Here is a 26,343-nt window from a genome sequence, read left to right as displayed (position 1 = left end):
ATCCGGAGCGACAGTGGTGTCATGACCGGAAACCAGATCGAAGCCCTGATCGGAATGCTCGTGACCTTCGGGCTCCTGGTCCTCATGGTCCTCCCCTCGGTGATCGGTATCGTGCGCGACAAGCGCATCGACCGTCAGCTCAGGGAGGCCCAGGAGATGACCCGGGAGGGAGAGGAGACTCAGAAGTCCTCGTCCAGGTCGACGGTGCCCTCCACCGCCACCTGGTACGCCGAGGGGCGCCGCTCGAAGAAGTTGGTCAGCTCCTGAACGCCCTGCAGCTCCATGAAGGAGAAGGGGTTCTCGGAGCCGTACACCGGGGCGAAGCCGAGCCGCGTCAGACGCTGATCGGCCACGCACTCCAGGTACTGCCGCATCGAGTCGGTGTTCATCCCCGGGAGGCCGTCACCGCACAGGTCGCGCGCGAACTGCAGCTCGGCCTCGACGGCCTCCCGCAGCATGTCGGTGACCTCCTGCTGGAGCCGGTCGTCGAACAGCTCCGGCTCCTCCTTGCGCACGGTGTCGACCACGTCGAAGGCGAAGGACATGTGCATCGTCTCGTCCCGGAACACCCAGTTGGTGCCGGTGGCCAGGCCGTGCAGCAGGCCCCGGCTGCGGAACCAGTAGACGTAGGCGAAGGCGCCGTAGAAGAACAGGCCCTCGATGCAGGCGGCGAAGCAGATCAGGTTGAGCAGGAAGCGGCGGCGGTCGGCCCGCGTCTCCAGACGGTCGATCGACTCGACCGAGTCCATCCACTTGAAGCAGAAACCGGCCTTCTCGCGGATGGAGGGAATGTTCTCCACGGCCGCGAAGGCGGCGGCCCGGTCGTCCGGGTCGGGCAGGTAGGTGTCCAGCAGCGTCAGATAGAACTGGACGTGCACGGCCTCCTCGAAGAGCTGCCGGGACAGGTACAGCCGCGCCTCGGGTGAGTTGATGTGCTTGTAGAGCGTCAGCACCAGGTTGTTCGCGACGATCGAGTCGCCGGTGGCGAAGAAGGCCACGAGCCGGCCGATCAGGTGCTGTTCCTCGGGGCTCAGCTTCGCGAGGTCGGCGACGTCCGAGTGGAGGTCGACCTCCTCGACGTGCCAGGTGTTCTTGATGGCGTCCCGGTAGCGCTCGTAGAAGTCCGGGTAGCGCATGGGGCGCAGGGTCAGTTCGAAGCCCGGGTCGAGCAGGTTCTTCGTGGTGGGCTGTGCGGGGGTCTCGGTGGTCATTACTGGCAGGCCTCGCAGGACTCGGGGTTTTCCAGGGAGCAGGCGACGGCTTCGGGGTCCGGGCCGGCCTGCACGGGGACGGTGGTGGCTCGCGCGGCGGCGCGGGCGATGCGGGTCGCCGGGCGCGAACGCAGGTAGTACGTGGTCTTCAGGCCCTGCTTCCAGGCGTACGCGTACATCGAGGAGAGCTTCCCGATGGTCGGCGTCTCCAGGAACAGGTTCAGCGACTGGGCCTGGTCGAGGTACGGGGTGCGGGCGGCGGCCATGTCGATCAGGCCGCGCTGCGGGATCTCCCAGGCGGTGCGGTACAGCGCGCGGACGTCCTCGGGGATCCAGGTGAAGCCCTGTACCGAGCCGTTGGCCTCGCGCAGCGCCTCGCGGGTGCGGGCGTCCCACACGCCGAGCCGCTTGAGGTCGTCCACCAGGTAGGAGTTGACCTGGAGGAACTCGCCGGACAGCGTCTCGCGCTTGAACAGGTTGGACACCTGCGGCTCGATGCACTCGTAGGCGCCCACGATGGAGGCGATGGTCGCGGTCGGGGCGATCGCCAGGAGCAGGGAGTTGCGCAGCCCGGTGGCGGTCATGCGCTCGCGCAGCGCCGCCCAGCGCTCGGGCCAGGTGTGCTCGACGCCGTAGTGGTCGGGGTGCAGCACGCCCCGGGCGGTGCGGGTCTTCTCCCAGGCCGGCAGCGGGCCGTCGCGCTCCGCGAGGTCGGCGGAGGTCTCGTACGCGGCGAGCATGATCCGCTCGGCGATGCGGGTGGACAGGGCCTTGGCCTCGGGGGAGTCGAAGGGCAGCCGGAGCTGGAAGAAGACGTCCTGGAGGCCCATCGCGCCGAGGCCGACCGGACGCCAGCGGGCGTTGGAGCGGCCCGCCTGCTCGGTCGGGTAGAAGTTGATGTCGACGACCCGGTCCAGGAAGGTGACGGCGGTGCGGACGGTGGCGTCCAGCCGCTGCCAGTCGATGTCACCGGCCGCGCGGTCCACGAACGCGCCGAGGTTGACCGAGCCGAGGTTGCAGACCGCCGTCTCGCCGTCGTCCGTGACCTCCAGGATCTCCGTGCAGAGGTTGGAGGAGTGGACGACGTGGCCCGGCTCGGCGGTCTGGTTGGCGGTGCGGTTGGCGGTGTCCTTGAAGGTCATCCAGCCGTTGCCGGTCTGCGCGAGGGTGCGCATCATGCGGCCGTACAGCTCCCGTGCGGGCAGCGTCTTGCGGGCCAGCCCCGCCGCCTCGGCCTTGCGGTAGGCGGCGTCGAACTCCGCGCCCCACAGGTCGACCAGCTCGGGCACGTCGGCCGGGGAGAACAGCGACCAGGGCTCGTCGGTGTCCACCCGGCGCATGAACTCGTCCGGCACCCAGTGCGCGAGGTTCAGGTTGTGCGTGCGGCGGGCGTCCTCGCCGGTGTTGTCGCGCAGCTCCAGGAACTCCTCGACGTCCGCGTGCCAGGTCTCCAGGTAGACGGCGGCGGCGCCCTTGCGCCGGCCGCCCTGGTTCACGGCGGCGACCGAGGCGTCCAGTGTCTTCAGGAACGGCACGATGCCGTTGGAGTGCCCGTTGGTACCGCGGATCAGCGAACCCCGGGCGCGGACGCGGGAGTAGGCGATGCCGATGCCGCCGGCGTGCTTGGAGAGGTTGGCGACCTGGTGGTAGCGGTCGTAGATGGAGTCCAGCTCGTCCTTGGGGGAGTCCAGGAGGTAGCAGGACGACATCTGGGCGTGCCGGGTGCCGGAGTTGAAGAGGGTGGGGGAGGAGGGCAGGTAGTCCAGGCGGCTCATCAGGCCGTACAGCGCGGCCACCTCGTCGGTCGAACGCGTGCTTTCGTCCTCGGCGAGTCCGGCGGCCACCCGCAACATGAAGTGCTGGGGCGTCTCGACGACCTTGCGGGTGATCGGGTGCCGGAGCAGGTAGCGGCTGTACACGGTGCGCAGGCCGAAGTAGCCGAAGCGGTCGTCGGCGGCCGGGTCGACCAGCGCGTCCAGGCGTTCCGCGTGCAGCCGTACGAACGCGGCGGTGCGGTCGGCGATCAGGCCCTCGCGGTGACCGGTGGCGACCGAGCCGCTGAACGAGGTGACGCCCTGCGAGGCGGCCTCGGCGCGGATGCCGATGGCCAGCAGGCGGGCGGCGAGCCTCGAGTAGACCGGGTCCTCGGAGATGAGCCCGGCCGCCGCCTCGGTGGCGAGCTCGCGCAGCTCGGCCTCGTCCGCGCGGGCGGAGCGGCCGCGCAGCGCGGCGGCGGCGACCCGGCCGGGGTCGGCGTCGGGGAGGTCGGCGGTCAGCCCGGTCAGGGTCCGCAGCAGCGCGGCACCGGGTCCGTCGGGTTCCCCGGTCGCCGTCACCGGGGTCGCTGAAGCCGGATCGGCTGGCGCGATGGTCACGTGGAGCACTCCCTCGCTCGGCACGGGGCCTGGCGGGGGGCAGGGGGCAGCTCACGAGCGCGCACGGCGTCGCGTCCACCGGCCCACTCCACGAGGCCCGGACGTCATGGCACCCGGGCCAAGGCGGCCGGGCGCACCGTCGGCAGGTCCTCGGACTGGACATGCGTGCGCGCACGTGCGGAGACGTACGGATGCACGCATGTACACCGTTGCGGGACAGTTCCGGATTCGCACCGGATTCCCCTGCGGCGACAGCGAGCACGAGCATACATCTTGTGCCGACCGGCGCGAGCACCCCCAGATGTTGTGTCCCGGTGTCGTGTCGCGGTACGTGGGCCAGTGCCCCGGTACGACAACGGGCCGCCGGATTCCTCCGGCGGCCCGCATCGATACGAGGGTCAGTGCGAGGAGCCCGCCGTGGCCGGCGGCAGTTCCACCTGGACGCCCGGGTCGCCCGCGTCCGCCGTGTAGTCGCTCGGCTTGGTCTCGTCGACGCCGTCGGGCGCCTTGACCGCCCGCAGGACGAAGGTGAGGACCACGGTGACCAGGACGTTCAGCACGAAGGCGGTGAGGCCGATGTAGCCGATCTCGCCGATGCCGGGGATCTCGTCGGAGGAGCCGCCGAAGTGCTTCTGCGTCGGCGAGGCGACGCCGTACGCGGCGACCGTGCCGTAGACCATGCCGACCGCCCAGCCGCCGAGCAGCGCCCAGCGGTGGAACCAGCGGGTGAACAGGCCGCCGACCAGGGCCGGGAAGGTCTGCAGGATCCAGATGCCGCCGAGCAGCTGGAAGTTGATCGCGACCGTCTTGTCCATGCCGAGGACGAAGACCAGCGCACCCACCTTCACCAGCAGGGACGTCAGCTTGGAGACCTTGGTCTCCTGGGCCGGGGTGGCGTCCGGCTTGATGAAGTCCTTGTAGATGTTGCGGGTGAAGAGGTTCGCGGCGGCGATCGACATGATCGCCGCCGGGACCAGCGCGCCGATGCCGATCGCGGCGAAGGCCACGCCCGCGAACCAGTCCGGGAACATGTTCTCGAACAGCTGCGGGATCGCCAGCTGCCCGTTCTCCACCGTCACTCCGGCCGCGATCGCCATGAAGCCGAGCAGCGCCAGCAGGCCCAGCATCAGCGAGTACAGGGGCAGGATCGTGGTGTTGCGGCGGATCACCTCACGGCTGCGGGAGGACAGCGTCGCGGTGATCGAGTGCGGGTACATGAAGAGCGCGAGCGCGGAGCCGACCGCCAGCGTGGCGTACGTCCACTGGCCGCCGTGGTCCGGTATCAGCCCACCCTTGCCCGTCTCGGTGAACTTGTCGTTCGCCGAGGCGAAGATGTCGTCGAAGCCGCCGAGCTTGATCGGGATGTAGATGATCGCCACCGCGATCACGATGTAGATCAGCGTGTCCTTGACGAACGCGATCAGCGCGGGCGCGCGCAGCCCCGACGAGTAGGTGTACGCCGCCAGCACACCGAAGGCGATCAGCAGCGGCAGGTCCTTGATGAACCAGTTGGTGTCCTTGCCGCCGCCGACGCCCATCACGTCCAGTACGGCCTGGATGCCGACCAGCTGGAGCGCGATGTACGGCATCGTGGCGAGGATGCCGGTGACGGCGACCGCCAGCGACAGCCCCTTCGAGCCGAACCGGCCGCGCACGAAGTCCGAGGTCGTCACGTACCCGTGCTTGTGGGAGACCGACCACAGGCGCGGCAGGAAGGTGAAGATCAGCGGGTAGACCAGGATGGTGTACGGCACCGCGAAGAAGCCGGCCGCGCCCGCCGCGTAGATCGCCGCCGGAACGGCCACGAAGGTGTACGCCGTGTACAGGTCGCCGCCCAGCAGGAACCAGGTGACCCAGGTGCCGAAGGAGCGGCCGCCGAGGCCCCACTCGTCGAGGCTGTGCTCGTTCTCGGCCTTGCGCCAGCGGGCGGCCAGGAAGCCCATGGCGGTGACGAGCACGAAGAAGAAGATGAAGACGGCGAGTGCGACGCCGTTCACGCCGTCGTTCACTTGGAACCGCCTTCCCGGCGGGCGCGCTGGTCACGCTGCCACAGCTTGTACGCCGTCATCGTCAGCGCGGTGGAGATGACGACCCACGCCATCTGGTACCAGTAGAAGAACGGGATGCCGATGAAGGCCGGGTCGGACTTGGCGTACGAACCGACCCAGAGCATGGCGACGAACGGTGCGAGAAGGCAGAGCCCGATGACGACGCGCACCGGCGTCACCACCGGTTCTCTGCTCTCTGGTGGGGCTTGTGACATGCGGTGGCTCCGTCCCCTCGCTGATCACCTCGTGGCAGTGCGCACGAAATGTAGGTGACGGGTTCAGGACAGCGGAAGCCCTCGTCCGCATATCGGTCCCCAAACGCAATGTCAGGGCGTGCATCGGGACCGTGCAGGTGGGGCTTGGTCTAGTCCTGCGGCCGCTTGAGGCGGGCGACGAACTTGTAGCGGTCGCCCCGGTACACCGAGCGCACCCACTCCACGGGCTGGCCGGTCCGGTCCTGCGAGTGCCGGGAGAGCATCAGCATGGGCAGGCCGACGTCGGTGCCGAGCAGGCCGGCCTCGCGCGGGGTGGCCAGGGAGGTCTCGATGGTCTCCTCGGCCTCGGCCAGGTGGACGTCGTACACCTCGGCGAGCGCGGTGTAGAGGGAGGTGTACTTCACCAGGGAGCGGCGCAGGGCCGGGAAGCGCTTGGCGCTGAGGTGGGTCGTCTCGATGGCCATCGGCTCACCGTTGGCCATGCGCAGCCGCTCGATGCGCAGCACCCGCCCGCCGGCCGTGATGTCCAGCAGCCCGGCGAGCCGGTCGTCGGCGGTGATGTAGCCGATGTCCAGGAGCTGCGAGGTCGGTTCGAGGCCCTGGGCGCGCATGTCCTCGGTGTACGAGGTGAGTTGCAGGGCCTGCGACACCTTGGGCTTGGCTACGAACGTGCCCTTGCCCTGGATGCGCTCGAGGCGGCCCTCGACGACCAGTTCCTGCAAGGCCTGGCGCACGGTCGTGCGTGAGGTGTCGAACTCCGCGGCCAAAGTGCGCTCGGGCGGGACCGGGGTGCCCGGGGCCTGGGTGCGGGTCATGTCGAGCAGGTGCTTCTTCAGGCGGTAGTACTTGGGCACGCGCGCGGTACGGACCGTCGTCCCACCCTCGTTCTCCGCACTGCTGACGTCGGTGCTCATGCTCTGCCTTCCCGGCTCCGGGTGCCGAAGCGACCGCTATCCCTGTCGGCCACGGCTCACATCGTGGCACGGCTTCGCGCCGGCATGGTCCGGCACGCTCCGTGATCCCCTCTGTATACCTCCGGGACCGTTGTTGGTCTAGTCCACAGCGCCGCCGGACGGTGCTGGTACCCGCGTTCGGAACCGTACCGGCACGTCATTCGCGGGGCAGTGGTACACCCGGTCCGGGTCCGTCCGATCTGCCGCTTGCGCAATGAAAGGTCCCTGCATATCTCGGTCGCATCACGGACGCGGGGAGCGTGGTTGAACACCCTTGACAGCCCTATTGGTCTGGGCCAAGCTCCCCGTACTGGTCTACACCATTGGTCCAGGTCCCGGCCCCAGGAGCGGTACGCGTTCACGCTTGAACCGCAGGGAGGCAGGGGGGTTTGTGGCATCCCTGAGGAGGGTGGCGTGAAGCGCAAGCTGATAGCCGCGATCGGTATCGCGGGCATGATGGCATCCATCGCGGCGTGCGGGGGCTCCGACGACAACGGATCGTCCAAGCAGAACCCGAAGGACCGCGAGGGCGAACTCACCGTCTGGCTCATGGTGGACGCCCAGAGCAGCTGGCCGGAACTGGTCAAGCAGGCCAATGACGAATTCAACAAGAAGTACCCCGGCGTCAAGGTCAACGTCCAGTACCAGCAGTGGGCGGACAAGACCAAGAAGCTCGACGCCGCCCTGTCCGGCGACTCGTTCCCCGACGTGGTCGAGCTCGGCAACACCGAGACGATGACCTACATCCTCAACGGTGCCCTCGGCGAGGTCGACGCCAAGAAGTACGACAACTCGGACACTTGGATCGACGGTCTCGAGGACACCTGCACGTACGAGGGCAAGCTGTACTGCGTCCCGTACTACGCGGGTGCCCGCGTCGCCGTCTACAACAAGGACATGTTCAAGGCCGGCACCGGGTCGGACAAGCTGCCGACGACCGAGGCGGACCTGCTCAAGGCCCTCGACAAGGTCCAGGACAAGTACAAGGCGGACAACGCCTTCTCCGCGCTGTACCTGCCGGGCCGCTACTGGTACGCCGCCATGTCCTACGTCGCCGCGTACGGCGGCGAGATCGCCAAGTACGACGAGGGCAGCAAGGAGTGGAAGGCCAGCCTTTCCACGCCGGAGGCCCAGAAGGGCATCCAGCACTTCATCGACCTGGTCAAGAAGTACAACCACGGCGACCAGACCAAGGACGAGCAGGACCACGCCAACGTCATGGCCAACGAGAAGACGGCCCTGCTCTACGGCAACGCCTGGGAAGCCGGCAGCGTCGTCGACTCGAAGACGAACGGCAACCCGAAGCTGGAAGGCAAGATCGCCACCGCGGGCATGCCCGGCCCGAACGGCAAGGCGCTGCCCTCCTTCATCGGCGGCTCCGACCTGGCCACCATCGCCAAGTCCGACCAGCAGGACATGGCGCAGGACTGGATCGCGCTGTTCACCAACGAGAAGTCCCAGGCCGCGCGGGCCAAGAAGGACATCCTGCCCAACAACACCAAGCAGCTGGAGCCGCTGAAGGCCAATCCGAAGACGGCCCCGGTCGCCAACGCGGTCCCCGACGCCTGGTTCACCCCGATCGCCCCCGGCTGGGCCGCGATCGAGAAGAAGGAAACGCTCGAGACGATGCTGCTCGACATCCTCAAGGGCAAGTCGGTCGCCGACGCCACCAAGGAGGCGGACGCGGAGATCAACTCGTTGATCAACGAGAGCGCCTGAGCCTCCCCGCTCGATCCTCGTTGACCTCCGGTGCCTTGTCCGGCCATGCGGCCGGGCAGGGCCGGTCGGGTGGCCGACCGCCTCCGGCGGACCGGCCACCGCTCCGACGCAGAACCCTTCGAACGGAAGGCCAGCACAGTGAGTGCCGCCGACATCAAGACCGCCGGCCCGGAGGTGCCCGCCCCGCGGCCACCCGCCGGTGACGGCCCGGCACCGTCCGCACCCCGGCGAAGCCGGTGGACGAACGGGCCCCTGCTGCCCTATCTCCTGATCGCGCCGGCCGCCGTGGCACTCGCCGCGGTGTTCCTCTGGCCGCTGATCAAGACAGTGATCATGTCCTTCCAGGACGTGGGCAGACGGGAACTGTGGACCGGCCAGGCCGCCGAATGGGTGGGCTTGGAGCAGTTCACCAACATCCTGGGCGAGAGCGAGTTCTACGACGTCCTGTGGCGCACCGTGCTGTTCATGGTCATATGCGTCGTCGCCACCATGGCCATCGGGCTCTTCCTCGCCCACTCCATGCAGCGCATGACCAAGGCCGTACGGCTGCTGCTGACCGGCGCGCTCATCGCCGCCTGGTCGCTGCCGCTGCTCGTGGCCACCTCGATCTTCCGCTGGTTCGCCGACTCCGACTACGGCGTCGCCAACATGGTGCTGACCGAGTACCTCGGGCTCGACTTCCAGGGCCACAACTGGTTCCTCGACCCCAAGCAGGGCTTCGTCGTCATCGGCGCCGTGGTGGTGTGGGGAGCGGTGCCGTTCGTGGCCGTCACCCTGTACGCGGCGCTCACCCAGGTGCCCGCCGAGCTGGAGGAGGCCGCGGAACTCGACGGCGCCGGGCGCATGGGCGTCTTCCGGTACGTGACCTGGCCCGTCATCAAGCCGGTCTTCCAGATGGTCGCCACGCTCTCCGTGATCTGGGACTTCAACGTCTTCGGCCAGGTCTTCCTGATGCGCGGCAACAAGCCGGAGCCGGAGTACAACCTGCTCGGCCTGTACTCCTACGAGAAGGCCTTCGAGTCGAACTCCTTCAGCCAGGGCGCCGCCATCGCGCTGATCACCGTGCTGCTCCTGTCCGGCGTGGCCGTCTACTACCTGCGCCAGCTGATCAAGATCGGAGACGTCGAGTGAGCACCACGACCGCCACGACCGCCCCGGGCGCGACGGAGCCCGCGCTCGACACCGCCCTGCGGCCCGACCGCAAGAAGCGCAGCCGGCACTTCTACAACCTCGTGGGGCTCGTCGCCTTCGTGGTGATGGCCTTCCCGGTGTACTGGCTGGTGATCAGCGCCCTGCGCCCCAACCACGAGATCCGGTCCTACGACCAGACGCTGTGGCCGTCCTCCCTCACCCTGGACAACTTCTCCCGGGCGATCGACGCGCCCAACTTCGGCACCGCGATCCAGTCCAGCCTCATCATCTGCGTGACCGCGGTCGTCGGCGCGATGATCCTCTCCACGATCGCCGCCTTCGCCATCGGGCGCTTCCAGTTCGCCGGCCGCAAGGTCTTCATGATCATTCTGCTGCTGGTGCAGCTGCTGCCGCCGACCACCATGCTCATCCCCCTCTACATCCAGCTGAACGACCTGGGCGCGATCAACGAGTACTGGGGTGTGATCATCATCTACCTCGTCTCCACGCTGCCGTTCGCGACCTGGATGATCCGCGGCTTCGTCGTGAACATCCCCAAGGAGCTGGAAGAGGCGGCGATGGTGGACGGCTGCTCCCGCATGGGCGCCTTCTGGCGGGTGATCTTCCCGCTGCTCGCCCCCGGACTGGCGGCGGCGTCGATCTTCTCCCTGATCAACGCGTGGAACGAGTACCTGCTCGCCTACATCGTGCTGCAGGACAACGACAAGTACACCCTCAACGTGTGGCTGATGAACTTCACCACCGACCGCGGCACCGACTACGGCGCGCTCATGGCCGCCTCGACACTGATCGCGATACCGGTCGTCGCGTTCTTCATGCTGGTGCAGAAGAAGATGGCCGCCGGCCTCACCTCCGGCGCCGTGAAGGGATGACGCCACCGATGACCACCATCGCCAGGGCCACCGACACCCTCACGCGCGACGCGCTCGCGGTCCTCCAGCCCGGCTTCACCGGCACCACCGCCCCCGACTGGCTGCTGCGCCGCCTCGGCGAGGGCCTGGCGTCCGTCGCACTGTTCGGACGCAACGTCAGCACGCCCGAGCAGGTGGCCGCGCTGACCGCGCGGCTGCGTGCCGAGCGCGAGGACGTCCTCGTCGCCATCGACGAGGAGGGCGGCGATGTCACCCGCCTGGAGGTGCGCACCGGCTCCTCCTTCCCCGGCAACCTCGCCCTCGGCGCGGTGGACGACGTCGGGCTCACCCGCGAGGTGGCCGCGGAACTGGGCCGCCGGCTCGCGGACTGCGGGGTCAACTTCAACTGGGCCCCGTCGGCCGACGTGAACTCCAACCCGGACAACCCGGTGATCGGCGTGCGCTCCTTCGGCGCGGGCACCGATCTGGTCGCCCGGCACACCGCCGCGTACGTCACCGGCCTGCAGTCGTCCGGCGTGGCCGCCTGCACCAAGCACTTCCCCGGACACGGTGACACGGCCGTCGACTCCCACCACGCCGTGCCGCGCATCGACGTGGACGGCGACGTGCTGGCCGCACGCGACCTGGTCCCCTTCCGTGCGGCCATCGCCGCCGGCAGCCGTGCGGTGATGAGCGCCCACATCCTGGCCCCGGCGCTGGACCCGGACCGTCCGGCAACGTTGTCCCGGCGCATCCTCACCGACCTGCTCCGCGGCGAACTGGGCTACGAGGGCCTGATCGTCACCGACGGCATCGAGATGCAGGCGATCGCCGGCACGTACGGCATCGAACGCGGCAGTGTGCTGGCCATCGCCGCCGGCGCCGACGCGATCTGTGTGGGCGGGGGCCTTTCCGACGAGAACACGGTACGGCGGCTGAGCGACGCCCTGGTCGAGGCCGTCCGCTCGGGCGAGCTGCCCGAGGAACGCCTGGCCGACGCGGCCGAACGCGTCCGTGCCCTGGCCGGCTGGGCCGCGGCGAACCGTCCGGACGGCCGGGCCGGGGACACCGCCGACACCGAGGTGGGCCTGCGCGCCGCCCGCCGCGCCCTGCGGCTCACCGGCGCCGACGGCTTCACACCGCTCACCGCACCGCCGTACGTCGCCGCGCTGACGCCGGTCGCGAACATCGCGGTCGGCGACGAGACGCCCTGGGGCATCGCCGCCGAGCTCTCCCGTCTGCTTCCCGGGACGGAGACCGGCAGCTTCACCGGCCCGGACGCCGGGGGAGAGGTGCTGGCCGCCGCCGGGAAGCGCCGGATCGTGGCCGTCGTCCGCGACGAGCACCGGCACCCCTGGATGGCGGCGGCCCTGGACACGCTGCTGGCGGCCCGCCCCGACACGATCGTGGTCGAGATGGGCGTTCCCCGCGCCGAACCCCGCGGCTCCCTCCACTTGGCCACCCACGGCGCGGCCCGCGTCTGCGGCCGAGCGGCGGCGGAGGCCGTCGCGGGCGCGTAGCGCACGTCCACGTCCACCGGAACGCCGAAGGCGCCGGGCCCCTCGAGTGAGGGCCGGCGCCTTCGGCGTTCCGGGGCGTTCGGCGGTGGTGCGGGGCGGGGTGCTCGGCGGTGCGGTGGGTGGGGTGCGTCAGGCCGTGCGGGGCGGAGTGCTCGACGGTGCGGTGGTGGGGCGCGCCAGGCGCTGGGGGCCCGCGCCATCGGCGGCGGGTCCGTGCCCCGTCCGAACCGAACCGGGCCGGGGCGGGGCGGCGGGCGGGAGTTCGGCGGTGTGGTGGGACGGGGTTGGGGGTGTTGCGCGGTGCCGGGGCGTGTCCGTGGGCAGGCACTGGGCGGACGCTGCCCACCCCGCCGCACGGCCCCCGACCCCGCCGGGTCCGCCCTCCGCCCCAGGGGGCGGACGGGGAAGGGCCGGCCCGCCGCGACGACGAGGCGCACCGCCCACAGGGACGGCGAAGGGAGCTCTCCGCCGGAGGAGTGGGGAGCCGCCTGCCGGGGGCGAGGGGCGCCGATGCCCGCCGGAAGGACGAACGGGCGCGCCCAAGGGGGCGTAGGGCGCCACCCGAAGGGCTGGCGTAGGGCGTCACGTGTCGGGCTGGCGTAGGGCGTCACGCGTCGGGTCGGCGTAGGGCGTCCCGTGTCGGGGCGGCGTGGAGCGTTGCAGGCCGGAGACGACGGAGGGCGCCGTCCGCCCAGGACGGCGCCCTCTCCGCACGCGGCTGTCCGGTCGCGAGGGACCGGGTGCGCTCAGATTCCCTGCCAGTCGGGCTTGTGGGCGTACGTGTGCCGGAAGTAGTCGGCGAGCTTCAGCTTGGAGGCGGCGCCCTCGTCGACGACGACCGTGGCGTGCGGGTGGAGCTGGAGCGCGGACGCCGGGCACACGGCGGCCACCGGCCCCTCGACGCTCGCGGCCACCGCGTCCGCCTTGCCCTCGCCGGTGGCGAGCAGCACCACGTGCCGGGCTTCGAGGATGGTGCCGATGCCCTGCGTGATCACGTGGTGCGGCACCTGGTCGATGTCGCCGTCGAAGAAGCGCGCGTTGTCGACGCGGGTCTGCTCGGTGAGCGTCTTGATCCGGGTCCGGGAGGCGAGCGAGGAACACGGCTCGTTGAAGCCGATGTGCCCGTCCGTCCCGATCCCCAGCAGCTGGAGGTCGACCCCGCCGGCCCCGCCCAGTGCCTTGTCGTACGCCTCGCACGCGCCCTGTACGTCCGCCGCCGTGCCGTCGGGGCCCATGAACGCGTCCATGTCGATACCCAGCGGCTCGAGCACCTCGCGCCGCAGCACCGAGCGGTACGACTCCGGATGCTCGGCCGGGAGCCCCACGTACTCGTCGAGCTGGGCGATCCGCGCCCGCGCGGTGTCCACGGCGCCCGAGCGCACCTTTGCGGTCAGCGCCTCGTACACCGGCAGCGGCGTCGAGCCGGTGGCCACCCCGAGCAGGGCGTCGGGCTTGCGCCGGAGCAACTGCGCCATGGCTTCGGCTATCAGCTCGCCGCCTGCCCTGGCGTCGGGAACGATGACAACTTCCACGCTTGCCTGCCGTTTCGAAGAGAGGACTCACCCGGGGTCCGGGACTGGCTATGTGGTTTAGACCAATCTAACAGAGCCGGGCCCCGCGGGCGCGGCGAAACGGTCAGGTGGCACGGCCCGACGGTGGCGGCCTCACGCCGGTGTCACGTCAGCGAACCTCCCGTCGCGTCCACCCAGCTCCCCGTGACCCACCGGCCCTCGTGCGAGGCGAGGAACGCGACCACGTCGGCGACCTCGGCCGGGGCCCCCACCCCGCCCAGCGCGGAGAGCGCCGCCGCCCGGTCCCAGCCGTCCGTGCTCCCGTGCAGCAGCTCGGCCGTGTTGTCCGTGTCGATGATGCCGGGCGCCACCGAGTTCACCGTGATGCCACGAGTGCCCAGTACCTTGGAGAGGTCACGCGAGAGCACGTCCAGCGCGCCCTTCGTCATCGCGTACGCCACGTTGTCCGGCATCACCGCGGTACGGGCCAGTCCCGAGGAGATGTTGACGACCCGGCCGCCGTCGCGCAGTCGCTCCATGCCGTGCTTGAGGATGAAGAACGGTGCCTTCACGTTGACCGCGAAGACCGCGTCGTACTCCTCCTCGCCTATCTCCCCGATCGGGCGCGCACTGCCGATACCGGCGTTGTTCACCAGGATGTCCAGCCCGTCGGCGTGCCGGTCGAACTCCTCCCACAGCGCCTCGGCCGCCCCGGGGGCGCGCAGATCGGCCTCGATCGCGAACGCCGAGCCGCCCGCTGCCTCGATCGCGGCGACCGTCTCCTTCGCCGCCGCCCCGTTCCTGCCGTAGTGCACCGCGACCCGCGCGCCGTCGCGGCCCAGCCGCTCCGCGATCCCTCGCCCGATGCCCCTGCTCGCCCCCGTGACGAGAGCCGTCCTGCCCGCAAGCACGCCCATGTCGGCGCCCCCTTCGATATTGTCTAGCGGTCGCTACAGAAATGACCGTACAGCAGGCCGGCGACATTTTTCTAGTGCCCGCTATAAAATGCACTCCATGGTGAGCAGCGACGAGAAGAACGAACGGGCCGCGACGCCGCCCCGAAGCGGCAGGACCCGTGGCCGCCCCCGATCCTTCGACCGCGCGACGGCCCTGGAGAAGGCGCTGATGGCCTTCTGGGAGCACGGGTACGAGGCGACGTCGGTCTCCGACCTCACCCGTGCCATGGACATCGGCGCCCCGAGTCTCTACGCCGCCTTCGGCGACAAGCGTTCGCTCTTCGAGGAGGTCGTCCAGGAGTACGGCGAGCGCTACGGCTCCTTCGGGGAGCGCGCCCTCGCCGAGGAGCCGACCGCCAGGGCGGGTACGGCGCGGATGCTGCGCGAGGCCGCGGCCGAGTACACCGCCCCCGGTCGCCCGCACGGCTGCCTCGTCGTCCACGCGGCCGCCAACTGCTCGATCGCCGAGGTCGAGGAGTCCCTGCGCCGCCGGCGCAACGCCAACATCGCCGCGATCGAGAGCCGGATCGACGCCGACGTCACCGCGGGCGTGCTGCCCCCGGACACCGACGCGGCCGCCCTCGCCCGGCACACCGGCGCCATGATCCAGGGCATGTCCCAGCAGGCGCGCGACGGCGCGAGCCGGACCGAGCTGGAGGCGCTCGCGGAAATTGCCCTGGCCGTCTGGCCCCGTGCCTGAGCCAACAGGGTTAGGCTTCTGCCGGGTGCTCGGACGTGCGAGCAGTCGGTGGATGCGACAACGACAAACGACGTCCACCGCATGGACACGGCGAGTGGTCTAGTCCACAATGGCGACTGAGACACTTGCCGTGAGTATCACGCAAGGTGATCGTCAGGCTTCCGCCTTCCCCGCACAGGAGGGCGGACCGAGGAACCGGTGCTCTCTGCCCTGACTGCCCCGGCTCCTCATCCTTCGGCCGACCGGGACCGCACACCCCACGGCCGTTGTTGCTCCGGGCTGCGGTGCCGGGAGGGTTGAGGGTCCCTCTCAGGCGCCGCGGCCCGCGGGTGTTCCCGGGAAACCGCCAGGTACGCTCAGCCACGTGCCCTCCATGAACGAACTCGTACGCCAGCACACAGCACTCGACGACTCCGACCTCGAGTGGCTCCATCTGCTGGTCTCGGAGTGGCAGCTCCTCTCCGACCTCTCCTTCGCCGACCTGGTCCTGTGGGTCCCCACCCGCGACGGCACGCGGTACGTCTCCGTCGCCCAGATGCGCCCCAACACCGGCCCGACCTCGTACCAGGACGACATGGTCGGCCACCTCGTGCCGCGCGGCCGGCGTCCGATGCTGGACGCCGCCCTGGACGAGGGCCGGATCGTGCGCGAGGGCGACCCGGAGTGGCGCGAGGAGGTCCCGGTCCGCGTCGAGTCCATCCCGGTGCGCCGCCAGGGCCGCGTCCTGGGCGTCATCGCCCGCAACACCAACCTGCTCACCGTGCGCACCCCGAGCCGCCTGGAACTCACGTACCTGCAGAGCGCCTCCGACCTCGCCCAGATGATCGCGGCGGGCGCCTTCCCGTTCGAGAACCAGCAGGTCGACATGGATGCCTCGCCCCGCGTCGGCGACGGCCTGATCCGAGTGGACGGCGACGGCATCGTCCAGTACGCCTCCCCGAACGCCCTGTCGGCCTACCACCGCATGGGCCTCGCGGCCGACCTGGTCGGCCATCACCTCGGCCGGACCACCGCCGAACTCGCCCCGTCCCGCGGGCCGGTGGACGAGGCGCTCGCCAAGGTGGCCAGCGGCTGGGCACCCCGCGAGTTCGAGATCGAGGCGCACGACGGGGTCATCCAGTTCCGCGCCATCCCGCTCAAACCCAAGGGCACCCGCATCGGATCGCTGGTGCTCCTGCGCGACGTCACGGAACTGCGCCGCCGCGAGCGCGAGTTGATCACCAAGGACGCCACCATCCGGGAGATCCACCACCGGGTGAAGAACAACCTCCAGACGGTGGCGGCCCTGCTGCGCCTCCAGGCGCGGCGGATCGAGTCCGACCGGGGCCGCGAGGCGCTGGAGGAGGCCGTGCGCCGGGTCGGCTCCATCGCGATCGTGCACGAGACGCTCTCCCAGAACCTGGACGAGCGCGTGGAGTTCGACGAGATCGCCGACCGCGTGCTGGCGATGGTCGCGGAGATCTCGCCGGGCCGGGTCACCGGCCGGCGCACCGGTCGCTTCGGCATCCTGGACGCGGAGGTCGCCACCCCCCTGTCGATGGTGCTGACCGAAGTCCTGCAGAACGCGCTGGAGCACGGCTTCCGGGAGAGCGACACCGGCACGGTCGAGGTCTCCGCCGTCCGCGGCGGCACGACCAAGGAGGCCCGGCTCCTGGTCACCGTCCAGGACGACGGGCTCGGCCTCCCCGAGGACTTCGACCCGCACCGCTCGGGCAATCTCGGGCTGCAGATCGTGCGCACCCTGGTCGAGGGCGAGCTCGGCGGCAGCTTCGACATGGTCCCCGCCCCCGAGCGCGGTACCCGGGTGATCCTGGACATCCCGGTGCCCACGCAGAAGTAGCGGGAGGGCCGCGGTCCGGACTGCACCGGACCGTCACCGCTCCGGACAGCAAAAAGCCCCGGACCCGTGAAGGTCCGAGGCCAGTGCTCGTGCGATCCATCGTCCGATGCGCATCGGGGGTACTGCGCGCTGCGGCTCGGGAGCGGGGGTTGTGTACGCGCTGTACACGCCGCCAAGCTCAGGCTGTCAGCAGGGGTGGCTGGTCAGGCGGAGGCCTGACGAGCCCGGTTGCGGGCGGCACGGCGCTTCATTGCGCGGCGCTCGTCCTCGCTGAGACCACCCCAGACGCCGGAGTCCTGACCGGACTCGAGCGCCCACTGCAGGCACTGCTCCATGACAGGGCAGCGACGGCAGACGGCCTTGGCTTCCTCGATCTGCAGCAGCGCGGGACCGGTGTTGCCGATGGGGAAGAAGAGCTCGGGGTCTTCCTCGCGGCAAACGGCGCGGTGACGCCAGTCCATGGCTGCTACCTCTCCTTGGTATTACATGCAGGGTGCTTGTGAATGTGAACGCTTTCACGAATCCCTCAACAAGGGAAGGGCCTACCGCCAGGTTGCCCGGCGTGGTCCTGTGATTTGAAGAGGGGTTCCGGTGATCTGTGGAGGCCGGTCTTGCGGGCCGTTCCGATCGCCAAGAAGAGACTCGCAAACCTCGGCGGCGGATACAACCCCTTCCGGAAAGTTTTTTTTGATTCATCGGTGTCGACTAGGTCACAGCCGTACTTCCTGAGGGTGGACCCTGGTCTAAACGTTCGAGTGAAAGGACTTTAGCCCCTTCTGCTCACACAATCACACGCAGTGCACGGCGTACGCCTGTGAACGTCACGCTGGTCCGCAGCCCCAGGTGGTCACCGTCCATCTGGAGGGGCAGTGGCACCTTCGAATGCAAGGTGAAGTCGGTCAGGTCGTGCAGGGAGGCGGCGTGTCGGCCACGGGGTCCGCGCTCGGGGGACGAAGTGAGCAACTGGGTCCCATACCGGGCGACCGCGGCCGTCGACAGGCGGCTGAGGCCGAAGACGTCGAGCGCGGTGTCGAACGAGGCCTCCGGCGACGCGTAGATCGGGCGATTGCCGAGAAACGTCCAGGGGCACGTGTTCGAAACTATGGACAGGACCAGATCGGTGACCGGGTCCTCGCCCGCCCGCTCCAGGGTGATCGTCCCGCTGCGGCGGTGCGGCTCGCCGATGAGCGCGCGCATCACCTGGCGGACGTAGAGGGCGTGCGTCGACTTCTTGCCGCGCTCGCGGTGCTGCTCGACGCGGCCGACCACGCCGGCGTCGAAGCCCAGTCCGGCGTTGAAGGTGAACCAGCGGGCCGGCACCGCCTCGTCCTCCGTGCCGGGCGTGCCGGAGGCAAGACCCAGTCCGACGGTCCGCTCGCTGCCGTCGCGCAGCGCGTCGAGCAGGGCGCCGGTGGCCTCCACGGCGTGGTTGGGCAGGCCCAGCGCGCGGGCGAAGACGTTGGTGGAGCCGCCGGGGACCACCGCGAGGCCGGGCAGGTGCTCCGGATCGGGGCCGGCGTGCAGCAGGCCGTTGACGACCTCGTTCACCGTGCCGTCGCCGCCGAGGGCCACCACCAGCTCGATGTCGTCGCTCTGCGCCGCCTGCCGGCCGAGGTCGCGCGCGTGCCCGCGGTACTCCGTGGTGACGGCCTCCAGCTTCATCTCGCTGGCGAGCGCGTGGATCAGGACGTCGCGCGTGCGCGCGCTCGTGGTGGTTGCCGCCGGATTGACCACGAGAAGTGCACGCATGCTGTGCAGGGTACCTACTGGGCGGTACCCGGCCCAGCCCGAGGGGGAGATCGCTGCGGGCCGCATTGCGCGCGTCGTGCCGGACGCCCCCACGGGCGCCGGTGCCGGCGAGGGCTACCCTTCAGGGGTGAGCAGTGAGCAGAACCCCACCCCCGAAGCCGCCGAAGAGTCGGGCCCCCGCCCCGGGCGGCTGACCGCCGCGGCCGCCCTGGCCGCCCTGGAGGGGCTGGCGCTCGTCGTCGGCGGAGCCTGGATGCTGGTGGGTGGTCTCACGGGCCACCCCGACGACCGGACCTCCGCCGTCACCGGCGGCGTCACCCTGATCGTCCTCGCCCTGCTGCCGCTGTTCGCCGCCCGCGGTCTGCTCGCGCGGCGGGGCTGGAGCCGGGGGCCCGCCATCGTCACGCAGATCATGGCGCTGCCCGTGGCCTACAACATGCTGAACGCCGACAGCGTCGCCATCCCGGCGGGCATCGTGCTCGCCGTCGTGGCGGTCACGGCGCTGGTGCTGCTGGTGAACCCCGCGACCACCCAGGCGCTCGGCATCCGGGGCCCCGGCAGCGCGCAGAAGTAGCCGGCGCCCGGCGCTCTCCGTCGCCGCGGCTACTCCTCGACCAGCAGCTTCTCCCGCAGCTGCGCCAGCGTGCGCGCCAGCAGCCGCGACACGTGCATCTGGGAGATGCCCACTTCCTGGGCGATCTGCGACTGGGTCATGTTGCCGAAGAAGCGCAGCAGCAGGATTCGCTTCTCCCGCGGCGGCAGGTCCTCCAGCAGTGGCTTGAGCGACTCGCGGTACTCGACGCCCTCCAGCGCCTCGTCCTCGGCGCCGAGGGTGTCCGCGACCGCCGGGGACTCGTCGTCGGTGTCCGGGACGTCCAGGGACAGGGTGGAGTACGCGTTGGCCGACTCCAGGCCCTCCAGGACCTCCTCCTCCGAGATCGACAGCTTCTCGGCGAGTTCGTGCACGGTGGGGGAGCGGCCGTGCAGCTGCGAGAGCTCCGCGGTGGCCGTCGTCAGGGCCAGCCGCAGCTCCTGGAGCCGGCGCGGAACGCGCACCGCCCAGCCCTTGTCCCGGAAGTGCCGCTTGATCTCGCCGACGACCGTGGGGGTCGCGTACGTGGAGAACTCCACCCCGCGGTCCGGGTCGAAGCGGTCGACCGACTTGATCAGTCCGATGGTGGCGACCTGGGTGAGGTCGTCCAGGGGCTCCCCGCGGTTGCGGAAGCGGCGCGCGAGGTGCTCGACGAGGGGGAGGTGCATGCGGACGAGCCGGTTGCGCAGCTCCGCGTACTCCGGGCTGTCCTTCTCCAGGGTGCGCAGCTCGGCGAACATCAGGCGCGCCCCGCTGCGGTCCTGCGGGTCGTGGCGCGTGCCCTGCGTGCCCCGTGCACCCGGCGCGTCTTCCTCGGCGTGTCGCTCGTGCTCGCTCATCGTCCCGCCCGTTGCCCTTTCCCGAGCCTTCGCCTCCGCTCGGACGGGTCGCACGGGGGTGTCCCCGGCCAGCTGCCCGTCGCCCGGGACGACGGCCTCGGGCGAGGCCTCGTCCTGAGGATGCGGCCGGGCCTGCTCGGGGATGCCGTCGATGCCGTCCGCCATGCCTCGGGCCTCGTTCCCGGCACGTGTGCCCTCGGCCGGCCGCTCCCGTGTGCCGCGCTCTTCGTCCCGCACCGGCCCGTCCCCGTTCCTCACGCCGGCCCGGGTCCCGCGCCGCGCTGTTTGTAGAGGCTGATCGAAACGGTGTTGTCCTCGTCCACGGCGGAGGAGACCTTGCCCGCGAGCGCGGACAGCACGGTCCAGGCGAAGGTGTCCCGCGAGGGGGCGTGGCCGTCCGTGGTCGGCGCCGAGACGGTGACCTCGAGCGAGTCGTCGACGAGGCGGAAGACGCAACTGAGCACCGAGCCGGGCACGGCCTGCTGGAGCAGGATCGCGCAGGCTTCGTCGACTGCGATGCGCAGGTCCTCGATCTCGTCGAGGGTGAAGTCCAAACGGGCCGCGAGGCCGGCCGTGGCCGTACGCAGCACCGACAGGTAGGCACCCGCGGCCGGCAGCCGGACTTCGACGAAGTCCTGGGTCGCGGGCTCGCCTGCGATCTGGGACACCCTCACCTCCAAGGTGGTACAAGCGTTACAGGGCCGAGGTTCGTCTCGGGGTAACGCGATACGTGGTTCAGCGGTGACGTTATCGCGCTCCGAACTTTCCTGTCCCCGAGACCCCAACCCCTTGCTGTCACTCATAGTAAACACATGAACACACACAGTGGCTAGGGGTTCGGCGGGCTCAAATCGGAAGAGCGCGCGCCGGGTTGACGTACCCAGGCCTCAGACGGTCGAACCGTCCCGGACCGAGGTCACACGAGTACGTGATCCACGAAACACCAACGCCACTTCTCCCCGGGCTCGAAGGTGCGCATCACCGGGTGGCCGGTCTCCTCGTGGTGCGCGGTCGCGTGCCGTCTCGGCGACGAGTCGCAGCAGCCGACGTGGCCGCACACGAGGCACAGCCTCAGCTGCACCGGGTCCGTCCCCTCGGCCAGACATTCCGGGCAGGTCTCGCTGCGCGGTTCCGGCTCCGGGTGCGGCAGCGCGTCGGCGTGCGTGCACTGTTTCATGATTGCCAGGTTACGACGGGCGTGCGGATCACCGCGTGGAGAACGAGGGCGGGCGAGGACGATGGACGTGATGCCGCTGCTGTTGCTGGTGGCGGGCAGCGCCGCGATCGCCGCGACGGGCCGGCGGCTGCCGGTGCCGGCGCCGCTGCTGCTGGTGGCCGTGGGCCTGGCCGTGAGCTACGTGCCCGGGGTGCCCGACTACACCCTCGACCCGCACATCGTCCTGCCGCTGCTGCTGCCCCCGCTGCTCCACACGGCGGCCACCGACAGCTCCTACCTCGACCTGCGGGCGCAGCTGCGGCCCGTGGCGCTGCTGTCCGTCGGCTACGTGCTCTTCGCGACCTTCGTCGTGGGCGCCGCCGCGTACCTGATCGTGCCGGGCCTGCCCCTGACCGCGGCCCTGGTGCTCGGCGCGGTGGTGGCTCCGCCCGACGCCGTCGCGGCCACGGCGGTGGCGCGCCGGGTGGGACTGCCGAACCGGATCACCACGATCCTCCAGGGCGAGTCCTTGGTGAACGACGCCACCGCGATCACCGCCTTCCGGGTGGCGCTCGCCGCGGCGGTCGGCGAGGGAGCCACCTGGGCCGGCGGGATCGCCGAGTTCCTGATCGCTGCGGTCGGCGGCGTCGGCGTCGGGCTGGTGCTGATGGTGCCGCTCCACTGGCTGCGCACGCACGTGAAGGAGGCCCTCCTCCAGAACACGCTCTCCCTGCTGATCCCGTTCGTCGCCTACGCGGTCGCCGAGCAGGTGCACGCGTCCGGCGTGCTCGCGGTGGTGGTCGTCGCGCTGTTCCTCGGCCACCGCGCGTGGGAGGTCGATTTCGCCACCCGCCTCCAGGAGGACGCGGTCTGGAAGATGGTCGCCTTCGTGCTGGAGTCGTCCGTGTTCGCGCTCATCGGCCTCCAGCTCCCCGTGGTCCTCAAGGGCCTCGGGGACTACGAGGGCGCCGACGCCGCCTGGTACGCGGTCGCCGTCTTCCTGGTGGTCGCCGTGACCCGCTTCGTGTGGGTGTATCCGGCGACCTTCCTGCCTCGCCTGTCGGCACGCGTCCGCGCGCGCGAGGGGGACCTCTCCTGGAAGGGGCCGTTCGTGATCGGCTGGGCGGGGATGCGGGGCGTGGTCTCGCTGGCCATCGCCTTCTCCATCCCGCTCACCGTGCACGGCGGCGGGCCCTTCCCCGAGCGGAATCTCATCCTGTTCCTCACCTTCACCACGGTCATCGGCACGCTGGTCGTCCAGGGCGTCACCCTGCCGCCGCTGATCCGCCTGCTGAAGTTCCCCGCCCATGACGTCCAGGCAGAGACGCTGGCGGAGGCCAACGCCCAGGCGCAGGCCTCCCGCGCCGCGGAGCAGCGCCTGGACGACCTCCTCACCGACGAGCGCAACGCGCTGCCCGCGCCCCTCGCCGACCGCCTGCGCACGGTCCTGGAACGTCGCCGCAACGCCGTCTGGGAACGGCTCGGCCAGGTGAACCCCGTCACCGGGGAGAGCGTCGACGACACCTACCGGCGGCTGTCGCGGGAGATGATCGGCGCCGAGCGGGAGGTCTTCGTACGGCTGCGGGACGGCCGCTACATCGACGACGAGATGCTGCGGACCCTGCTGCGCCGGCTGGACCTGGAGGAGGCGGCGGCGTACCGGGAGACGACGTAGGCCGGCCGGGGTCAGGGGAAGGGGCGGCCGGTGACGACCGCGGCCACGGTCGTCCCGCGCGGGAAGGCGCCCTCCTCGGCCAGGGTGACCACGGCGTGCAGCATCTTGGCGACGTAGACGCGCTCCACGGGCAGGCCGTGACGGCGTTCGAAGTCCTCGGCGAAGGATTCGAGCCCGGCGGTGGTGCGGGCGTAGCCGCCGAAGTGGAAGCGGTCGTCGAGGCTCCAGTCGCCGCGCGGCCCGCCGAACGCGCGGTCCTGGAGTCGCCGTATGTCGTCGGCCAGGAAGCCGCCCTTGAGTACGGGTATGCCCAGCACCCGCCGTCCTGCGGGCAGTCCTGCGGCCAGCCCGGCGAGCGTGCCACCGGTGCCGCAGGCGAGCGCGACGACGTCGGCGTGCTCACCCAGTTCCCCGCCGAGCGCCCGGCAGCCGCGTACGGCCGCCGGGTTGCTGCCGCCCTCGGGCACGACGACCGCGCCCTCGGCGTCCACCGCGCGCAGGAGCGCCGCCAGGACGTCGGGCTCGGTCTTGCGGCGGTACGTGGAGCGGTCGACGAAGTGTAGTCGCATGCCGTCGGCCGCGCACCGGGCCAGCGAGGGGTTGAGCGGCCGGCCGGCCAGTTCCTGACCGCGCACCACGCCCACCGTGGGCAGCCCGAGCAGCCGGCCGGCGGCGGCCGTGGCGCGCAGGTGGTTGGAGTACGCGCCGCCGAACGTGACGACGGTGCTCCCGGCCGCGCCGGCGAGGTTCGGAGCGAGTTTGCGCCACTTGTTGCCGACCAGTTCCGGATGGATCAGGTCGTCGCGCTTCAGCAGCAACCGGAGCCCGCGCCGCTCGAACCGCTCGTCGGCGACCTCCTGCAAGGGAGAGGGCAGGCGCGGTCGCAGAGCGGCGAGCTCGGGGGTGAAGGTGCCGGTCACCCCGCCATTGTCCCGCCGCGCGCTCCGGTCGCACGCCTCACTTCAGCCGGTCGCGGATCCGCTCCCGCATCGACCCCATCGAGAACCCCCGCGGGTCCACCTTCCCCGGCTGCCATTCGAGGTGGCCGATGACGGATCGTTCATTCCAGCCGTGATGGCGGCAGACGGCGGCGGCGGCCCGCTCGATCGCCTCGAGCTGCGCGGCCGGCCAGGGATCGTCCCCGTCGCCCAGGTTCTCGCACTCGAAGCCGTAGAAGTGACGGTTGCCGTCGGTGTTCGACTCGTTGTCCCGGGGCAGCGCCTTCTCCGCGATCACCGCGCGCAGCACGTCGTCGTCGCCGAGCCCGGCGTGGTTCGCCCGCCCGTACCCGACCAGGTGGACCTTGCCGTCCTTGGTGATGACCCCCTGGCACAGCGGACCCGGCAGGCCTTCGTAACCCTTGCGGCAGATCTCCACGGTCCGCGCGCTGCCCTTGGTGACCGTGTGGTGGATCATCACGCCGTGCACCGGCCCCCAGGGCCCCTTGTGGTTGCGGTTGTGGTCCCGCCAGTCGCCGACCTGCACGACGGTGAGGCCCTCCGTCTTCAGTGCCTTGAGGAAACTGCTCGCGGACATGGGTGGGGCCACGGCCGACTCCTTCACGCTGCGCGACGACCGCCCGGCGCGACCGCCTCGTACAGTGCTTCTACCGAAATGGAGTGCTGCCTACGACTTGTTCGGTCCCCGTGCGAGCCGTTTCGGCCAATGTCATACCGGCCATCGGCTCTGACCTGCGCCGGACAAGTCGCCGATACGCCGAACAAGCCCCCATCTCTGCCCCGGTCGGCGGTGATCCATTCCCGCTCTTTCGGGTAATAGCACCGGCACGCTCCGTGAGGAAGGCTGGTCCACGCACATCGATGCCGGGCGCAGCCGTCCGGCATGACCGGGAGGGCAATTCCTTATGTCGGTAGGCGAAGAGGTCCGCACCGAGCAGACCAGGCCGCAGCAGAGCCTCGGCACGGCGGCCGCGCGGAACCTGGCCACCACGACCAAGTCCGTTCCTCAGATGCAGGAGATCAGCTCCCGCTGGCTGCTGCGCACGCTTCCCTGGGTCGACATCCAGGGCGGCACGTACCGGGTGAACCGGCGCATGACCTTCGCCGTCGGCGACGGCCGGGTCACGTTCGTGAAGACCGGCGACCGCGTCGAGGTCATCCCCGCGGAGCTGGGCGAACTGCCGGCCCTGCGGTCGTACGAGGACGAGGAGGTGCTCTCGGAGCTCGCACAGCGCTGTGAGCAGCGGGAGTTCGGCCCCGGCGAGGTGATCGCCTCGTTCGGCGCCCAGGCCGACGAGGTGTACCTGCTGGCCCACGGCAAGGTGGAGAAGGTCGGCACCGGCCCCTACGGCGACGACGCGGTGCTCGGCGTCCTCGCCGACGGCGCCTACTTCGGCGACGAGGCGCTGCTGGACGGGGACGCCATCTGGGAGTACACGGCCCGCACGGTCACCGCCTGCACGGTGCTGGTGCTGCCGCGTCAGGAGGTGGAGCAGGTCGCGGAGCGCTCGGACTCCCTGCGCTCCCACCTCGACGAGCGCCGCTCGCTCCCCGAGCAGCCCACCAACAGGCACGGCGAGAAGGCGATCGACCTCTCCGCCGGCCACAGCGGCGAGCCGGACATCCCGCACACCTTCGTCGACTACGAGGCGCGGCCCCGCGAGTACGAACTGAGCGTCGCCCAGACCGTGCTGCGCATCCACTCGCGCGTGGCCGACCTCTACAACCAGCCGATGAACCAGACGGAGCAGCAGATCCGCCTGACCGTCGAGGCGTTGAAGGAGCGCCAGGAGCACGAGCTCATCAACAACCGCGAGTTCGGCCTGCTGCACAACTGCGAGTACGACCAGCGGATCCAGCCGCACGACGGCGTGCCCGGCCCGGACGACCTCGACGAGCTGCTGAGCCGCCGGCGCGGCACCAAGCTGCTCCTCGCCCACCCGCGCGCCATCGCCGCGATCGGCCGCGAGTTCAACCGGCGCGGACTCGTCCCCGAGACGATCGACGTCGCCGGCAACCGCATCCCGACCTGGCGCGGGGTGCCGATCTACCCGTGCAACAAGATCCCGGTCACCGAGGCCCGCACGTCCTCGATCATCGCGATGCGTACGGGCGAGCAGGACCAGGGCGTGATCGGGCTGCGCGCCACCGGCATCCCCGACGAGATCGAGCCGAGTCTGTCGGTGCGGTTCATGGGGATCAACGAGCAGGCCATCATCAAGTACCTGGTCACGGCCTACTACTCGGCCGCCGTCCTCGTACCGGACGCGCTCGGCGTGCTGGAGAACGTCGAGATCGGCCGCTGGCAGTGACGCCAGTCTC

Annotated in this window: 24 protein-coding genes and 1 riboswitch; of the genes, 10 read left to right on the top strand and 14 right to left on the bottom strand. The window is 70.4% G+C overall.

The window, feature by feature from the left end:
- The first annotated feature begins 21 nt into the window (after positions 1-21).
- Positions 22-267, top strand: coding sequence for a hypothetical protein (locus KUM03_RS08990; protein ID WP_217246498.1), 246 nt, complete (start codon positions 22-24; stop codon positions 265-267).
- On the opposite strand, the gene KUM03_RS08985 is transcribed toward KUM03_RS08990, so the two are convergent.
- The 5 genes from KUM03_RS08985 to KUM03_RS08965 form a co-directional block, all read right to left on the bottom strand.
- On the bottom strand, positions 180-1,211 hold the full coding sequence (locus tag KUM03_RS08985) for a ribonucleotide-diphosphate reductase subunit beta (RefSeq protein WP_217246497.1): 1,032 nt from the start codon (positions 1,209-1,211) through the stop codon (positions 180-182). The genes KUM03_RS08990 and KUM03_RS08985 overlap by 88 nt on opposite strands.
- Positions 1,211-3,586: a ribonucleoside-diphosphate reductase subunit alpha gene (locus tag KUM03_RS08980; RefSeq protein ID WP_217246496.1), complete on the bottom strand. Its 2,376-nt coding sequence runs from the start codon at positions 3,584-3,586 to the stop codon at positions 1,211-1,213. The genes KUM03_RS08985 and KUM03_RS08980 overlap by 1 nt, the downstream gene beginning before the upstream one ends.
- A 123-nt stretch (positions 3,587-3,709) precedes the next feature.
- Positions 3,710-3,888: riboswitch (cobalamin riboswitch) on the bottom strand.
- A gap of 96 nt (positions 3,889-3,984) precedes the next feature.
- Positions 3,985-5,595 carry a monocarboxylate uptake permease MctP gene (mctP, locus tag KUM03_RS08975; RefSeq protein WP_217246495.1) on the bottom strand — a complete coding sequence of 537 codons (1,611 nt, stop codon included), beginning with the start codon at positions 5,593-5,595 and terminating at the stop codon, positions 3,985-3,987.
- On the bottom strand, positions 5,592-5,849 hold the full coding sequence (locus KUM03_RS08970; RefSeq protein ID WP_217246494.1) for a DUF3311 domain-containing protein: 258 nt from the start codon (positions 5,847-5,849) through the stop codon (positions 5,592-5,594). Before KUM03_RS08970 ends, mctP begins: the two co-directional genes overlap by 4 nt.
- A 149-nt stretch (positions 5,850-5,998) precedes the next feature.
- Positions 5,999-6,763, bottom strand: a complete 765-nt coding sequence (locus KUM03_RS08965; protein WP_073724313.1) for a GntR family transcriptional regulator — start codon at positions 6,761-6,763, stop codon at positions 5,999-6,001.
- A 453-nt stretch (positions 6,764-7,216) separates the two neighbouring features.
- On the opposite strand from KUM03_RS08965, the gene KUM03_RS08960 reads away from it, so the two are divergent.
- The 4 genes from KUM03_RS08960 to KUM03_RS08945 all read left to right on the top strand — a co-directional run bounded on the left by KUM03_RS08960 (position 7,217) and on the right by KUM03_RS08945 (position 12,044).
- Entirely contained in the window at positions 7,217-8,521 is a 1,305-nt protein-coding gene (locus KUM03_RS08960; protein WP_217246493.1) for a sugar ABC transporter substrate-binding protein, read from the top strand.
- Between the two features lie 138 nt (positions 8,522-8,659).
- On the top strand, positions 8,660-9,652 hold the full coding sequence (locus KUM03_RS08955; protein ID WP_217246492.1) for a carbohydrate ABC transporter permease: 993 nt from the start codon (positions 8,660-8,662) through the stop codon (positions 9,650-9,652).
- On the top strand, positions 9,649-10,545 hold the full coding sequence (locus tag KUM03_RS08950) for a carbohydrate ABC transporter permease (protein WP_374225284.1): 897 nt from the start codon (positions 9,649-9,651) through the stop codon (positions 10,543-10,545). Before KUM03_RS08955 ends, KUM03_RS08950 begins: the two co-directional genes overlap by 4 nt.
- 8 nt (positions 10,546-10,553) lie before the next feature.
- Entirely contained in the window at positions 10,554-12,044 is a 1,491-nt protein-coding gene (locus tag KUM03_RS08945; protein ID WP_217246491.1) for a glycoside hydrolase family 3 protein, read from the top strand.
- Between the two features lie 746 nt (positions 12,045-12,790).
- On the opposite strand, the gene nagB is transcribed toward KUM03_RS08945, so the two are convergent.
- Together nagB and KUM03_RS08935 are read right to left on the bottom strand one after the other, a co-directional pair.
- The gene (gene nagB / locus KUM03_RS08940; protein ID WP_217246490.1) at positions 12,791-13,576 is read right to left on the bottom strand and encodes a glucosamine-6-phosphate deaminase; all 786 of its coding nucleotides are present in this window, start codon (positions 13,574-13,576) and stop codon (positions 12,791-12,793) included.
- 143 nt (positions 13,577-13,719) lie between these two features.
- A complete protein-coding gene (locus tag KUM03_RS08935) occupies positions 13,720-14,472 on the bottom strand; it encodes an SDR family oxidoreductase (protein WP_217246489.1) in 753 nt (250 codons plus the stop codon).
- Between the two features lie 97 nt (positions 14,473-14,569).
- On the opposite strand from KUM03_RS08935, the gene KUM03_RS08930 reads away from it, so the two are divergent.
- On the top strand, positions 14,570-15,211 hold the full coding sequence (locus KUM03_RS08930) for a TetR/AcrR family transcriptional regulator (RefSeq protein ID WP_217246488.1): 642 nt from the start codon (positions 14,570-14,572) through the stop codon (positions 15,209-15,211).
- A gap of 364 nt (positions 15,212-15,575) precedes the next feature.
- Positions 15,576-17,051 (top strand): sensor histidine kinase, encoded by a 1,476-nt coding sequence (locus tag KUM03_RS08925; RefSeq protein ID WP_217246487.1) that lies wholly within the window; start codon positions 15,576-15,578, stop codon positions 17,049-17,051.
- A 203-nt stretch (positions 17,052-17,254) separates the two neighbouring features.
- Here KUM03_RS08925 and KUM03_RS08920 read toward each other — a convergent pair whose 3' ends face one another.
- Positions 17,255-17,512: a WhiB family transcriptional regulator gene (locus KUM03_RS08920; protein ID WP_003973730.1), complete on the bottom strand. Its 258-nt coding sequence runs from the start codon at positions 17,510-17,512 to the stop codon at positions 17,255-17,257.
- Between the two features lie 319 nt (positions 17,513-17,831).
- Complete coding sequence (locus tag KUM03_RS08915; RefSeq protein WP_217246486.1) at positions 17,832-18,800, bottom strand: diacylglycerol kinase family protein; 969 nt, start codon at positions 18,798-18,800, stop codon at positions 17,832-17,834.
- A 127-nt stretch (positions 18,801-18,927) separates the two neighbouring features.
- Between KUM03_RS08915 and KUM03_RS08910 the strand changes: the two genes are divergently transcribed.
- Positions 18,928-19,374, top strand: coding sequence for a hypothetical protein (locus KUM03_RS08910; RefSeq protein WP_217246485.1), 447 nt, complete (start codon positions 18,928-18,930; stop codon positions 19,372-19,374).
- 29 nt (positions 19,375-19,403) lie between these two features.
- On the opposite strand, the gene KUM03_RS08905 is transcribed toward KUM03_RS08910, so the two are convergent.
- The 3 genes from KUM03_RS08905 to KUM03_RS08895 all read right to left on the bottom strand — a co-directional run bounded on the left by KUM03_RS08905 (position 19,404) and on the right by KUM03_RS08895 (position 21,408).
- The gene (locus tag KUM03_RS08905; protein ID WP_217246484.1) at positions 19,404-20,468 is read right to left on the bottom strand and encodes an RNA polymerase sigma factor SigF; all 1,065 of its coding nucleotides are present in this window, start codon (positions 20,466-20,468) and stop codon (positions 19,404-19,406) included.
- Between the two features lie 17 nt (positions 20,469-20,485).
- Positions 20,486-20,899 (bottom strand): anti-sigma regulatory factor, encoded by a 414-nt coding sequence (locus KUM03_RS08900; RefSeq protein ID WP_019326945.1) that lies wholly within the window; start codon positions 20,897-20,899, stop codon positions 20,486-20,488.
- Between the two features lie 248 nt (positions 20,900-21,147).
- Complete coding sequence (locus KUM03_RS08895) at positions 21,148-21,408, bottom strand: UBP-type zinc finger domain-containing protein (RefSeq protein ID WP_217246483.1); 261 nt, start codon at positions 21,406-21,408, stop codon at positions 21,148-21,150.
- A gap of 61 nt (positions 21,409-21,469) precedes the next feature.
- On the opposite strand from KUM03_RS08895, the gene KUM03_RS08890 reads away from it, so the two are divergent.
- Positions 21,470-23,062 carry a Na+/H+ antiporter gene (locus KUM03_RS08890; RefSeq protein WP_217246482.1) on the top strand — a complete coding sequence of 531 codons (1,593 nt, stop codon included), beginning with the start codon at positions 21,470-21,472 and terminating at the stop codon, positions 23,060-23,062.
- Between the two features lie 11 nt (positions 23,063-23,073).
- Here the strand turns inward: KUM03_RS08890 and KUM03_RS08885 are convergent, their stop codons facing one another.
- Positions 23,074-23,982, bottom strand: a complete 909-nt coding sequence (locus KUM03_RS08885) for a 1-aminocyclopropane-1-carboxylate deaminase/D-cysteine desulfhydrase (protein ID WP_217246481.1) — start codon at positions 23,980-23,982, stop codon at positions 23,074-23,076.
- 37 nt (positions 23,983-24,019) lie between these two features.
- Positions 24,020-24,598: an N-acetylmuramoyl-L-alanine amidase gene (locus tag KUM03_RS08880; protein ID WP_217246670.1), complete on the bottom strand. Its 579-nt coding sequence runs from the start codon at positions 24,596-24,598 to the stop codon at positions 24,020-24,022.
- A gap of 328 nt (positions 24,599-24,926) precedes the next feature.
- Between KUM03_RS08880 and KUM03_RS08875 the strand changes: the two genes are divergently transcribed.
- A complete protein-coding gene (locus KUM03_RS08875; protein ID WP_217246480.1) occupies positions 24,927-26,333 on the top strand; it encodes a family 2B encapsulin nanocompartment shell protein in 1,407 nt (468 codons plus the stop codon).
- Positions 26,334-26,343: the final 10 nt, after the last annotated feature.

Origin of the sequence: Streptomyces sp. AC602_WCS936, assembly GCF_019049125.1 — a bacterium.
Lineage (GTDB): Bacteria > Actinomycetota > Actinomycetes > Streptomycetales > Streptomycetaceae > Streptomyces.
Note: the sequence above shows the minus strand (reverse complement) of the source record. Positions and strands in the feature narration are given on the sequence as shown.